Source organism: Sphingorhabdus sp. (genome assembly GCF_040079335.1).
GTDB lineage: Bacteria > Pseudomonadota > Alphaproteobacteria > Sphingomonadales > Sphingomonadaceae > Sphingorhabdus_B.
In genome coordinates this window covers 1-12,289 of the sequence record NZ_JBEBKL010000042.1, presented here as the reverse complement: position 1 = coordinate 12,289, position 12,289 = coordinate 1, and the positions used below count along the sequence as shown (strand labels likewise).

Sequence of the window (12,289 nt, the reverse complement as noted above, 5' to 3'; positions counted from 1 at the left end):
TTAGATACCGGTGGTGACGTCGATCGACTGGCCTTCAGCCAGCGTCACAACGGCCTTTTTGACGTCGTTGCGGGTGTAGGGTTTGCCCTTCCACCGCTTAACCTTGCCCTTTTGAACAAGCGTGTTCACGCCCTTCACCTTGACATCGAACAATGCTTCGACCGCCGCCTTGATCTGCGGCTTGGTGGCATCGCCCGCTACCTTGAAAACAACCGCGTTGTTTTCCGAAAGCAGAGTTGCCTTCTCGGTGATGTGCGGCGCAACGATCACGTCATAATGACGGACGTCGATTGCTTCTTTCTTAGCCATTGAAACGGGCCTCCAGCTTTTCAACCGCGGCGCGGGTCAGGACCAGCGTTTCGTGCTTCAGAATGTCATAGACGTTGGCGCCCACAGCGGGAAGCACATTGACGCCGACGAGATTTGCCGAAGCCTTGCGGAAATTGTCATTCACGCCGCCAACGACATCGGCACCGTCGATCACAAGGGTCGTCTTGCCAAAGCCAAGCTTTGCGATCTGACCGGCAAGCGCCTTGGTCTTGCCTTCCTTGACGTCGAGGTCTTCGAGGACGATCAGCGAGCCGGCTTTCGCCTTGCTCGACAGAGCCATCTTCAGGCCGAGAGCGCGGATTTTCTTGTTCAACAGCGGATTGAAGTCGCGCAGGCGGGCACCATGTGCCTTACCACCGCCGATGAAGGTCGGTGCAGCACGATCGCCGTGACGGGCAGTACCGCCGCCCTTCTGGCGACCAAACTTCTTGCCGGTGCGCGAAACGTCTGAACGCTCGCGGGTCGGACGAGCCGTGCCGCGGGCCTTTTCACGCTGCCAGGTGACGACGCGGTGCAGAATGTCTGCGCGCGGTTCGACACCGAAGACTTCGTCGTTCAGGTCGATGTCGCCCTTTGCCTTGGCGTCGAGGGTTTGAACCTTGAGTTTCATGGCTTAGCCCTCCTTGTTTTCTTCGCTGGCGTCAGCGGCAGGAGCCTCTGTTGCAGCGGTTTCGGCGGCGGGCGCTTCGGTGACGGCTTCGACTTCGGTGGCTTCGGTCGCAACGACGACTTCTTCCGTAACGATCGGAGCAACATCATTGTCACCCTTCAGCGCGCCGGGGAACGGCAGGCCTTCGGGAGCAGCAACCTTGACGGCGTCCTTGACGAGCAACCATGCGTTCTTCGAACCAGGGACCGAACCCTTCACGAAGATCAGGCCGCGTTCAACGTCCGTGCGAACCACTTCAAGGTTCTGCTGCGTACGCTGACGATCACCCATGTGACCCGCCATCTTCTTGTTCTTGAACACCTTGCCCGGATCCTGACGGTTACCCGTCGAACCGTGCGCACGGTGCGAGATCGAAACACCGTGGGTGGCGCGCATACCGCCGAAGCCCCAACGCTTCATAGCGCCGGCAAAGCCTTTACCCTGGGTGTGGCCGGTGATGTCCACCAGCTGGCCGGCAACGAAATGCTCGGCCGAAATGGTTGCGCCGACCGGCAGCAGGCCGTCGGCATTTTCAACGCGGAATTCGGCAACGCGAGCCTTGGGCTCGACCTGTGCCTTGGCGAATTCGCCACGTTGCGGTTTGTTTACATTTTTCGCCTTACGGGCTCCTGCACCGAGACGGACAGCAAAATAGCCATCCTTGTCTTCGCTACGAGCACCGACCACCTGGCAGCCTTCCAGCGCCAGAACGGTAACGGGAATATGACGGCCATCTTCGTTGAAGAGGCGCATCATGCCCATTTTTTTAGCGATCACGCCAGTACGCATGACCAATCACTCCTACAGAGGCCGAAGGGACCATTCCCCACGGCATGTCAGCCCAAATTTTGATGCATCGCCCCGTCCGGGCTGAACCCTTCCAAAAAGGAAGGAAGACGGGGGACGCAGCCCGGACAGATTGTCCGGCGGTATCCCGATGTCCCGCAACCCGCCTGAGGGCAGGTCGCTTAAGCTCAAGCGAGCTTAATCTGAACGTCTACACCAGCAGCAAGGTCGAGCTTCATCAAAGCGTCGACGGTCTGCGGGGTGGGCTGCACGATATCGAGCAGCCGCTTGTATGTGCGCACCTCAAACTGCTCGCGCGACTTTTTGTCGATGTGCGGGCCACGGTTGACGGTGAACTTTTCGATACGGGTAGGAAGAGGAATAGGGCCACGGATCAGCGCGCCGGTGCGGCGGGCTGTTTCTGCAATATCACCTGTCGCCTGATCGAGGACGCGATGGTCAAAAGCTTTCAGACGAATGCGAATATTCTGCGTTTCCATGACGGACCGTATTCCTGTTTCTACCAATATCAAAGAGCGAAAACAGCCAACCCAACCTCATATGGAAGCCGGGACAGCTGTTTGTGAATCTCAAATAAACCGCCCCGCCCGAATCAGTGATACGGGCGGGATGCGCGGCCTATATTACTTCGTGATGGTGCTGACAACCCCAGAACCAACGGTGCGGCCACCTTCGCGAATTGCGAAGCGCAGGCCCTGTTCCATAGCGATCGGCGCGATCAGCTTGACAGCGATCGTGACGTTGTCGCCAGGCATCACCATTTCGGTGCCCTCGGGAAGGATCACTTCGCCGGTGACGTCGGTGGTGCGGAAGTAGAACTGCGGACGATAGTTCGCAAAGAACGGCGTGTGACGGCCGCCTTCATCCTTCGACAGCACGTAGATTTCAGCCGAGAATTCGGTGTGCGGCGTAACCGAACCGGGCTTTGCCAAAACCTGGCCACGCTCAACTTCGTCACGGCCAACGCCACGGATCAGCGCGCCGATATTGTCGCCTGCACGACCTTCGTCGAGCAGCTTGCGGAACATTTCAACGCCGGTAACGGTCGTCTTCTTGGTGTCCTTGATGCCGACGATTTCGACTTCTTCACCAACCTTGACGATGCCGGTTTCGACGCGGCCGGTCACAACGGTACCACGACCCGAGATCGAGAACACGTCTTCGACGGGCATCAGGAACGGCTTGTCAACCGGACGCTCGGGCTGCGGAATGGCGCTGTCGACAGCGTCCATCAGCGCGAGGATCGAGTTCTTGCCGATTTCGTCGTCGCGGCCTTCGAGTGCAGCAAGTGCCGAACCCTTAACAACGGGGATCGCGTCGCCGTCAAAGCCGTAGCTGCTCAGCAGTTCGCGGATTTCCATTTCGACGAGTTCGAGAATTTCTTCGTCGTCGACCTGGTCAACCTTGTTCATGTAAACAACGAGAGCGGGAACGCCAACCTGGCGAGCCAGCAGGATGTGCTCGCGGGTCTGCGGCATCGGGCCGTCAGCCGAGTTCACAACCAGGATAGCGCCGTCCATCTGCGCAGCACCGGTGATCATGTTCTTCACATAGTCAGCGTGGCCCGGGCAGTCGACGTGTGCATAGTGACGTGCAGCGGTTTCATATTCGACGTGTGCGGTCGAAATGGTGATGCCACGCTCGCGCTCTTCGGGAGCCTTGTCGATGTTGGCAAAATCAACAGCTTCACCGCCATGGGCTTCTGCCATGATCTTGGTGATTGCTGCGGTCAGCGTGGTCTTGCCATGGTCAACGTGACCGATGGTGCCGATGTTGCAGTGCGGTTTCGTCCGCTCAAATTTAGCCTTTGCCATTGTTCAAACCTTCTTCTGGATTAGGTGTCTTTTGATCAGTTGGGACGACGCCTGCTGAATCAGGCGCCGCCCTTAGTCCGTTCTTGCCTGTCAGGCAAGCTTCTCTTTAATTTCAGTCGCGACGTTTGCCGGAACCTCGTCATAATGCGAGAAGTGCATCGAGTAGTTGGCACGTCCCTGCGTGAACGAGCGCAGCTGGTTCACATAACCAAACATGTTGGCCAGCGGCACCATGGCTTCAACAACCTGCGCATTACCGCGGGTGTCGGTGCCCTGAATCATGCCGCGACGCGAGTTCATGTCGCCGATGACATCGCCCAGATATTCCTCAGGCGAAACAACTTCGACCTTCATGATCGGTTCAAGCAGCTTGATACCTGCCTTCTGCGCAGCTTCGCGCATACCGGCACGACCAGCAATTTCAAACGCCAGTGCCGACGAGTCGACATCGTGATAGGCGCCGTCATACAGTTCGATATCAAAGTCGATGATCGGGAAGCCGATGAGCGAGCCGCTTTCGGCGGTTTCGCGCATACCCTTTTCAACCGAGGGGATATATTCCTTCGGAATGTTACCGCCCTTGACCGCATCGGTGAAGGTGATGCCTGCACCACGCTCGCCCGGAGTGACCTTGAACTTGATGCGACCGAACTGGCCCGAACCACCCGACTGTTTCTTGTGGGTGTAATCGATGTCGACGGCACGGGCGAGATATTCGCGGTAGGCCACCTGCGGCGCGCCGACATTGGCCTCGACCTTGAATTCGCGACGCATACGATCGACGATGATGTCGAGGTGAAGCTCGCCCATCCCCTTGATGATCGTCTGGCCCGATTCATGATCGGTCGAAACGCGGAACGAAGGATCTTCAGCCGACAGGCGGTTGAGCGCGATGCCCATCTTTTCCTGGTCAGCCTTGGTCTTTGGTTCCACCGAAAGTTCGATAACCGGCTCGGGGAATTCCATACGTTCAAGGATGATCGGCTGACGTTCGGCGCACAGCGTATCGCCGGTGGTCGTTTCCTTCATACCGGCAAGCGCGATGATGTCGCCTGCAAATGCCTCGTCAACGTCCTTACGTTCGTTGGCGTGCATTTCGAGCATGCGGCCGACTTTTTCTTTCTTGTCCTTCACCGAGTTCAGGTAGGTGCCCTTGACGAGCGAACCTGAATAGATGCGGATGAAGGTCAGCGAGCCCACGAACGGGTCGTTCATGACCTTGAACGCCAGCGCGCTGAACGGCGCTTCGTCAGTTGCCGGACGGCTGTCAGGCTCAAGGCTGTCCATCTTCACGCCCTGAACATCTTCAATGTCGAGCGGCGAAGGCAGATAGTCGACAACGCAATCGAGCAAAGGCTGAACGCCTTTGTTCTTGAACGCCGAACCGCAAACCACGGGAACGAACGCATGACCAAGCGTACCCTTGCGGATCAGCGCCTTCAGCGTTGCCACGTCAGGCTCATTGCCTTCCAGATAGGCTTCCATCGCGTCATCGTCTTGCTCAACGGCAAGTTCGATCAGTTCGCTGCGATATTTTGCAGCCTTATCGACCATGTCAGCCGGAATATCTTCATAGAAAAATTCAGCGCCCAGGCTTTCATCCTTCCAGATGATCGCGCGGTTTTCGACCAGATCGACCAGACCCTTCAGATCGGCTTCGATGCCGATGGGAAGGAACAGGACAGCAGGCTTTGCACCCAGACGATCGATGATCGACTGCACGCAATATTCGAAGTTCGCACCGGTACGGTCGAGCTTGTTGATGAAGCACATCCGCGGAACTTTATACTTGTCCGCCTGGCGCCACACGGTTTCGGACTGCGGCTCTACGCCGGCAACGCCATCGAAACAAGCAACGGCACCGTCGAGCACGCGCAGCGAACGTTCAACTTCAATCGTGAAGTCAACGTGGCCGGGGGTGTCGATGATGTTGATGCGGTGGTCGTTCCAGAAGCAGGTGGTGGCAGCCGACGTGATCGTGATGCCGCGTTCCTGTTCCTGTTCCATCCAATCCATGGTGGCCGCGCCATCATGGACTTCGCCGATCTTGTACGACTTGCCGGTGTAGTACAAAATACGCTCGGTGGTCGTGGTCTTGCCAGCATCGATGTGCGCCATGATGCCGATATTGCGATATTTTTCCAACGGATGGCTGCGTGCCATGGTCTTCACTCCAGTTGAGAAACGATTTCCTCTCCCCTTGCGGGAGAGGATACAAAGACTTGGCAACTTGTTGCCTAGTCGGCGTTGGAGAGGGGTCATCCCCTCTCCCGTTGCGACTAGGTCCTGCTAAAGCAGAACCAAGTCTCACTTCCCTCTCCCGCAAGGGGAGAGGGATTAAAGCTTACCAGCGATAGTGTGCGAAGGCACGGTTGGCTTCGGCCATACGGTGCGTGTCTTCGCGCTTCTTGACGGCGTTGCCACGGTTGTTGGCAGCATCGAGAAGCTCACCCGAAAGACGGGCTGCCATAGTGGTTTCGCTGCGGTTGCGCGCGGCACCGATCAGCCAGCGAATGGCGAGGGCCTGCGCACGCTCGGGGCGGACTTCGCAGGGAACCTGATAGGTTGCACCGCCAACGCGACGCGAACGGACTTCGATGCCGGGCTTCACATTGTTCAGCGCATCGTGGAAGGTTTGCACCGGATCTTTCTTCGCCTTGGCTTCGACGGTTTCGAGCGCGCCATAGACGATGCGTTCGGCGACGGACTTTTTACCATCGAGCATCAGGTTGTTCATGAATTTCGAAAGCACCAGATCCCCGAACTTTGGATCGGGAAGGATGATGCGCTTTTCGGGACGACGACGACGTGACATTTTCTATTCTCCCGATCTTACTTAGGACGCTTCGCGCCATATTTCGAACGCGACTGTTTGCGGTCCTTGACGCCCTGTGTGTCGAGCACGCCGCGCAGGACGTGGTAACGGACACCGGGAAGGTCGCGCACACGGCCACCGCGGATAAGCACAACGCTGTGCTCCTGCAGGTTGTGGCCTTCGCCCGGGATATAGGAAATGACTTCGCGCTGGTTGGTCAGACGGATCTTGGCAACCTTACGCAGAGCCGAGTTCGGCTTTTTCGGAGTCGTGGTATAAACACGGGTGCAGACACCACGCTTTTGCGGGTTCTGATCCATTGCAGGGACCTTTGACTTGGCCTTCTGCGGCGTCCGGCCCTTGCGGACCAGCTGGTTAATCGTTGGCATATCTTCACCTTGAAAATAAGTTGGTTACTTTGCGCGACAAGACGATGCCCTTTAAGGGGCGCGGCGGAGGCTCAGCCTTGGTTCCGCCCGGCCTGTCGAACAATGTTCAGCCTATGTGGGTTTTCCTGTGGGCGCGGAGAATCACTCCTCGCGCTTTCGGGAAGGCGGGCCATTAGCGGCAATGTCTCGGGTGGTCAAGCGTGAAGGAGCGCCGCAACAGCGCAATTCCTTACACACTATTTCGCCCGATAAACGCCGCCATCTGCGCCTGTGCGGCGCGGCTTTCGCGCAGGAAGAAGATGGGCCAGTCGTGCATCATCCCGGCTTCTTCATGATAGTCGATCGACGGTAGCTTGGCCTTCAACGCGCGGGCATCGGGAACCAAAATGTCATCGCCTCCCCCGAACATCAGCATCGGCGGCAGGCCTTCCCAATTGCCGAATAACGGGCTGACCTTCGGATCGCTGAGCGGCAGGTCACGAGCGTAGAGTTTTGCCGCGGCATGGGTGCCGTTGATGGTGAGCACGCAATCGCGCGGTTCGATCGCGGGCTGGTCGGGGTGCGCAACCGCCACGTCGAGCCAGGGGCAGATCAGGATCAGGCCCTTTGGCAACAACCGCCCTTCGGCACGCGCCGCCTGCACAACCGCCGCGCACAGCCCGCCGCCTGCCGAATCTCCGCCCATCACAAAGGGCCCTGCCCTGTCCGGCGTGAATTCGCGGTAGAATTTCATCGCCCAGTCGACTGCTTCCGCCGCCGATGCCTCGGGGGCCAGCGGATAGAGTGGGGCAGTGGTGACGATGCCGTGCGTCTCCGCCATATGGGCGAGGAACTTCCAGTGAATATCGACCGCCGGATAGACATAGCCGCCACCATGCCAATAGAGCATATGCCCCGCCACCGGCCGGTCACGCGGCGCGATGCGGTAGATCTTGCGCCCCTCATAAGTGCTTTCGCGCACATCGAGCCGTTTGCGCATTTTGGCATCGGGAAATTGCTGCTCGACCCGGCTATGTTCGATATTATTGAGGAAATCGGGGCCGTCCGAATAGCGTTTGCGCAATGAACCGGTCATCCGGAACAGCGAAGCAATCAGGCGCGCGGTCAGGCTAGGCATGGCATTTCCCCTCTTATCCAAAGGGCAAAGTGCCGAAGAAAATCGAAAAGGCAAGCCGCAACGCCATGCCGCTACGGCTTGCTCTAGCTCGTCAACTGTCGGAGGGCTTGTCCCACTGCTTGTAACGGCTGTTGCCGACAAAGCCGAGATTTTCGACCCTCGCTTCGTTCACCATCGCGATCAGCTGGTTGAACCGTTCATAGCGCGCATAGCCATCGGTTTCGATGCGCAGTGCATCTCCGGCGGCGGCCAATGTGCGCAGCTTGGCCTGCAAGGCGAAGTCATCGACTATAGTGCCGTTCCAATGGGCGACCCCGTCGGAAGTCACTACCAGATTCTGGATGATCGGCGGCTTTTGGGTCGTTATCGGCCCGGGTGGTGGCAGGTTCACGCTGGTCTGGTGCATGGCCGCCGGGACCGCGAGGATCAGCATCACCAGAAGCACCAGCATCACGTCGATCAACGGGGTGATGTTCATTTGAGAAAATGGCGTGTCGCTTGGCTTGTACCGCGTACGGTGGCGGAAATAGATCACTTCTCCCAAATCGTCTCTCCTCTCATTTGACGATAAAGAGATGTTATATCATTATAGCTATAGTGTCACGCGAATTGATTCCGCTGCACAGCGGCTTTGCAGCTTCGAATACAGGTGATACATCGAACCCATGTCGGGGGAATTGGACGCAGCCGGAACGGCCATCGAGGGTGCCTTATTTGGTGCCGCTATGGAACCATCGCAGGGTGGTGCGGGCACGAGCGAGACAGGCGCCTGCGTGAACTGTGGCACGGCCCTTAGCGGGCCTTATTGCGCAGCCTGCGGGCAAAAGGCGCATGTTCACCGGACCTTGTCGGCGATCTGGCACGACATATTGCATTCGGTTCTGCATTTCGATGGCAAGATGTGGCGCACGCTGCCCATGCTCTTGTTCAAGCCCGGAGAATTAACCCGCCGCTATGTCCTTGGTGAGCGTGCCAAATTCGTCTCGCCGATGGCGCTGTTCCTGTTTTCGATCTTCCTGATGTTCGCGGTGTTCAGTTTCACTGGCGGTCCGTTCCAGTCGGGTGTTCCATCGAATGAAGGTCCACTTCAGGTCAACATGGAAACCGAAGCCCAAAAGCTCGACGCGGAAATCGCAAAAACGCAAGCGCAGATCAAAAATCCCGAGACCCCTGATGCGCTCAGAATGGGGCTTCAGGCCAAGCTCAACGAACTCAAATCCGATCGCAACGGCATTGCCTTCATCCAAACCGGCAAGCCCATCTATGCTGATGCGGATATAAGGAACAGCTTGACCAAAGGGGCCAAGGTCTCGGTGCTCAAAGGCTCGAGCACGGGTATAGTCTGGCTCGACAAGATCATCCGCAAGGGCGGGGAGAAGATGGTCGCCAACCCCAGCCTCACCTTCTACAAATTGCAATCGAACGGATATAAATTTGCCTGGCTGCTGATTCCGCTATCCCTGCCTTTCGTCTGGCTCGCCACCCTCGGTGTGCGTGGGCACCCTTTTTACGACCATGCAGTGTTCACCACTTATTCGATTTCCTTCATGTGCCTGCTGTTTCTAGTAATGGCGTTGCTGTCGAAGATTGGGGTTTCGGACAATATTCTCGGTTTCGGCTTCGTGCTGATCCCGCCGCTCCACCTCTACAGGCAGCTACGCCATGCCTATTCGCTGTCGCGGACGGGGGCGGTGATCCGTTTAATCATCCTGTCATTCTTCATCTGGATGGTGCTGGTACTGTTTGCCTCGATTCTGCTCTTCCTTGGAATGTTGGGATAACCGAATGACTGCTCCGATCGACCGCCGCCTGCTTCTGAAAACCGGTGTTTACGGGCTGGGGGCGCTCAGCCTTCCGGGCGGTGCACTGGCGGCGATGCAGGCAGCGCTCACCAAAGGCTTCAGCCATGGCGTCGCGAGCGGCGAGCCATCGCAAAATTCGGTGCTGCTGTGGACGCGCTTCGTTTCCGATCTGGCAGAGACCAAATTGCGGGCAGAGATCAGCGAAACCCCCGATTTCCGCTCGATCACCACAGGCGCGGAAACGGTTGCAGCACCGGGCCGCGACTATACCGCGAAGGCCATATTGCGTGGGCTCGCACCCGGCCGGGCCTATTATTACCGCTTCATCGCCCCTGACGGCAGCATCTCCCCTATCGGCCAGACCCGCACCCTACCCGAAGGCGGGATCGACAAGTATCGCATGGCGGTCTTCTCCTGTTCGAACATGCCCTTTGGCTGGTTCAACGCCTATGCCCATGCCGCTCAGGTCGGCGATTTCGACATCGCGTTGCACCTTGGCGATTATATCTATGAATATCAGCGCGGCGATTATCCTTCGGTGAAAGACACTGTCGCCGGACGCCTGATCGAACCGGCGAACGAGATTGTCAGCCTTGCCGACTATCGCCTGCGCTATGCCAGCTATCGCGCCGACCCGGACCTGCAGGCGATCCACGCCCGTGCGCCAATGCTGTGCATGTGGGACGACCATGAATTTACCAACGATGCCTATGCCGATGGCGCGCAGAACCATCAGGCGAATGAGGGCGACTGGCAGGCGCGCAAAGCCGCCGCCGAACAGGCCTATCGTGAATGGATGCCGGTGCGCGATCTGGACGCAGGCGAACGCTGGACCGGCTATCGCATCGGCGATCTCGCCGAAATCTTCATGACCGAAAGCCGCATCGGTGCGCGTTCGAAACCAGCCGAACTGCAAATCCCCAAAGGTGCCGATCAGGCGGCAACGCTGGCGGCGATCAAGGGCTTTACCCAAGGCGAATGGCAGTCAGCCGAACGAACCATGCTGGGGCAAGTCCAGGAAAGCTGGCTGAGCAGCGGATTCCAAAACAGCAAGGCGAAGTGGAATATCTGGGCGCAGCAGACAATCATGGGAACGATCCTCCAGCCCGACGCCACGGTCAACTGGCTCGCCCCCGATGCCCCCGATTTTGCCAAGGCGCGCGTCCGGCGCGGCGCGATGGCGGCCAAGGCCGGAATCCCCGCCAATCTGGACGCGTGGGACGGTTATCCGGCGGCACGCGCCCGTGCACTTTCCGCCGCACAAAATTCAAAGGCCGACCTGATCGTGCTGACCGGAGACAGCCACAATGCATGGGCCTTCGACCTGCGGCACGATGGCAAGGCAGCTGGCGTCGAACTGGCAGGCCAAAGCGTCAGCTCACCGGGCTTCGAAACCTATTTCACCGGCGCAACCCCGGCGACCGTGGCGAAAGGCGTGATGGCCCGCAACAAGGGCCTGAAATGGATGGACAGCAGCCGTCGCGGCTACATGCTGATCGAACTCACCCCAGAACGCACCACCAGCGAATGGCGCTTTGTCGAAACCGTGAAGCAACGCACGCCACGGCTGGGCGGCTTGCACCGGATGACGGCGAAGCATGGGGTGAGGAGGCTGGGTTCCTAGTGTACTTGAACGGTAGTTTTGTTAGGGATTCCAGCGTTTCGCTCACTCTGCGGTAGCAGTCGTTTGAAGTGCGATTATTGAAGTCGCTATGCAGCAACAAGTTCGGCGATCTTTGTCGCAACTTCAGCCATTGTCTCTTCTGCGGTGCTTAGTCCGGCACGCGAGGCTAGCAGGAGGCTAACTTTCTCAAGTTCTTCATAAGTCGTTCCGTGCGCAACCGGCACGAGTCGTTCGCGCCGGAGGAGCGCCGAAAGCTCCTTGTCTGCCACGCCTTCCGCTTTGAGGCGTTGCAACATAGCAGGAGTTACCAAGACTATACCGACGCGCGAATTAACCAAGCCTTTGTCGATCGCCCGCATCATCGGCACCCCAAGGCCAAGGTCTTTCTCACTGAACCACACTCGGACGCCCTTTGCCTCGAGCAGATCATTGAGTTCCTTGGCGGAGCCCTGCCTGTCGTCCCATGCGTGACAGAGAAAAACATCTCGAAGGTCGGGTTGCGACGACGCTAGAATCTCGACGTTTTCGCGAACCGGCGTTAGCGCAAGCACTTGTTCAGGTGTGTACCATACAGCCGAACCTGCTCCCGACCAACGCGCCTTTTTTGTGCGGCTACCTGAACCGCTGCCAATGCTCCGACCGCCGCTGCTTCCCGAGGAAGAGTATGAAGATGGGGAGTATGAAGACGAGGAGTACGATCCAGAGTCGTAGCGCCCGTAGCCGCCGTATCGCGAACGGCTGGAGCAAGCGGGGCAGGACGCCGCGCCGCCACCTGTATGACCTCGAACTGGTGCTGTACACTTTGCCATTTATGCTTACCCCTGCGTTTTACTGCTTGATCAATACCTACATGGGTAGCATCAATACTTTATTCAAGGGTTCAAGCACTGCTCATTTTGCAATATATAAAAGACGACGAGCGGCTGGTATCTACGACTATTC

Annotated in this window: 14 protein-coding genes; 3 read left to right on the top strand and 11 right to left on the bottom strand. The window is 58.0% G+C overall.

The window, feature by feature from the left end; translation table 11 throughout:
- The 10 genes from ABL922_RS11350 to ABL922_RS11305 form a co-directional block, all read right to left on the bottom strand.
- Entirely contained in the window at nt 1-309 is a 309-nt protein-coding gene (locus tag ABL922_RS11350; RefSeq protein WP_115547707.1) for a 50S ribosomal protein L23, read from the bottom strand.
- Nucleotides 302-940 (bottom strand): 50S ribosomal protein L4, encoded by a 639-nt coding sequence (gene rplD, locus ABL922_RS11345; protein ID WP_349024322.1) that lies wholly within the window; start codon nt 938-940, stop codon nt 302-304. Before rplD ends, ABL922_RS11350 begins: the two co-directional genes overlap by 8 nt.
- Before the next feature lie 3 nt (nt 941-943).
- Complete coding sequence (gene rplC / locus ABL922_RS11340; RefSeq protein ID WP_349024321.1) at nt 944-1,768, bottom strand: 50S ribosomal protein L3; 825 nt, start codon at nt 1,766-1,768, stop codon at nt 944-946.
- Between the two features lie 185 nt (nt 1,769-1,953).
- Entirely contained in the window at nt 1,954-2,265 is a 312-nt protein-coding gene (rpsJ, locus tag ABL922_RS11335) for a 30S ribosomal protein S10 (protein WP_298605465.1), read from the bottom strand.
- Nucleotides 2,266-2,409: 144 nt separating this feature from the next.
- Complete coding sequence (gene tuf, locus ABL922_RS11330; RefSeq protein ID WP_349024320.1) at nt 2,410-3,600, bottom strand: elongation factor Tu; 1,191 nt, start codon at nt 3,598-3,600, stop codon at nt 2,410-2,412.
- A gap of 90 nt (nt 3,601-3,690) precedes the next feature.
- The gene (fusA, locus tag ABL922_RS11325; RefSeq protein ID WP_349024319.1) at nt 3,691-5,763 is read right to left on the bottom strand and encodes an elongation factor G; all 2,073 of its coding nucleotides are present in this window, start codon (nt 5,761-5,763) and stop codon (nt 3,691-3,693) included.
- A gap of 181 nt (nt 5,764-5,944) precedes the next feature.
- Nucleotides 5,945-6,415: a 30S ribosomal protein S7 gene (rpsG, locus tag ABL922_RS11320; protein ID WP_349024318.1), complete on the bottom strand. Its 471-nt coding sequence runs from the start codon at nt 6,413-6,415 to the stop codon at nt 5,945-5,947.
- 17 nt (nt 6,416-6,432) lie between these two features.
- Nucleotides 6,433-6,804, bottom strand: coding sequence for a 30S ribosomal protein S12 (gene rpsL / locus ABL922_RS11315; protein WP_115547700.1), 372 nt, complete (start codon nt 6,802-6,804; stop codon nt 6,433-6,435).
- 229 nt (nt 6,805-7,033) lie between these two features.
- A complete protein-coding gene (locus ABL922_RS11310) occupies nt 7,034-7,921 on the bottom strand; it encodes an alpha/beta hydrolase (RefSeq protein ID WP_349024317.1) in 888 nt (295 codons plus the stop codon).
- A 91-nt stretch (nt 7,922-8,012) separates the two neighbouring features.
- Entirely contained in the window at nt 8,013-8,456 is a 444-nt protein-coding gene (locus ABL922_RS11305; protein ID WP_349024341.1) for a biopolymer transporter ExbD, read from the bottom strand.
- Between the two features lie 130 nt (nt 8,457-8,586).
- Between ABL922_RS11305 and ABL922_RS11300 the strand changes: the two genes are divergently transcribed.
- Together ABL922_RS11300 and ABL922_RS11295 are read left to right on the top strand one after the other, a co-directional pair.
- Entirely contained in the window at nt 8,587-9,702 is a 1,116-nt protein-coding gene (locus ABL922_RS11300) for a DUF3667 domain-containing protein (RefSeq protein ID WP_349024316.1), read from the top strand.
- Nucleotides 9,703-9,706: 4 nt separating this feature from the next.
- Complete coding sequence (locus ABL922_RS11295; protein WP_349024315.1) at nt 9,707-11,347, top strand: alkaline phosphatase D family protein; 1,641 nt, start codon at nt 9,707-9,709, stop codon at nt 11,345-11,347.
- Nucleotides 11,348-11,433: 86 nt separating this feature from the next.
- Here the strand turns inward: ABL922_RS11295 and ABL922_RS11290 are convergent, their stop codons facing one another.
- Nucleotides 11,434-11,898 (bottom strand): toll/interleukin-1 receptor domain-containing protein, encoded by a 465-nt coding sequence (locus tag ABL922_RS11290; protein ID WP_349024314.1) that lies wholly within the window; start codon nt 11,896-11,898, stop codon nt 11,434-11,436.
- Between ABL922_RS11290 and ABL922_RS11285 the strand changes: the two genes are divergently transcribed.
- Nucleotides 11,811-12,289 (top strand): hypothetical protein (locus ABL922_RS11285; RefSeq protein WP_349024344.1); only part of this gene is annotated, 479 nt, incomplete at its 3' end. The two genes, ABL922_RS11290 and ABL922_RS11285, sit on opposite strands and share 88 nt — an antisense overlap.

What these genes read in the sequence shown, in the direction of transcription:
- rpsG (WP_349024318.1), bottom strand. Translation starts at nt 6,415, where the DNA reads ATGTCACGTCGTCGTCGTCCCGAAAAGCGCATCATCCTTCCCGATCCA.
- ABL922_RS11350 (WP_115547707.1), bottom strand. Translation starts at nt 309, where the DNA reads ATGGCTAAGAAAGAAGCAATCGACGTCCGTCATTATGACGTGATCGTT.
- ABL922_RS11295 (WP_349024315.1), top strand. Translation starts at nt 9,707, where the DNA reads ATGACTGCTCCGATCGACCGCCGCCTGCTTCTGAAAACCGGTGTTTAC.
- rplD (WP_349024322.1), bottom strand. Translation starts at nt 940, where the DNA reads ATGAAACTCAAGGTTCAAACCCTCGACGCCAAGGCAAAGGGCGACATC.
- rpsL (WP_115547700.1), bottom strand. Translation starts at nt 6,804, where the DNA reads ATGCCAACGATTAACCAGCTGGTCCGCAAGGGCCGGACGCCGCAGAAG.
- rplC (WP_349024321.1), bottom strand. Translation starts at nt 1,768, where the DNA reads ATGCGTACTGGCGTGATCGCTAAAAAAATGGGCATGATGCGCCTCTTC.
- ABL922_RS11310 (WP_349024317.1), bottom strand. Translation starts at nt 7,921, where the DNA reads ATGCCTAGCCTGACCGCGCGCCTGATTGCTTCGCTGTTCCGGATGACC.
- ABL922_RS11300 (WP_349024316.1), top strand. Translation starts at nt 8,587, where the DNA reads ATGTCGGGGGAATTGGACGCAGCCGGAACGGCCATCGAGGGTGCCTTA.
- tuf (WP_349024320.1), bottom strand. Translation starts at nt 3,600, where the DNA reads ATGGCAAAGGCTAAATTTGAGCGGACGAAACCGCACTGCAACATCGGC.
- fusA (WP_349024319.1), bottom strand. Translation starts at nt 5,763, where the DNA reads ATGGCACGCAGCCATCCGTTGGAAAAATATCGCAATATCGGCATCATG.
- rpsJ (WP_298605465.1), bottom strand. Translation starts at nt 2,265, where the DNA reads ATGGAAACGCAGAATATTCGCATTCGTCTGAAAGCTTTTGACCATCGC.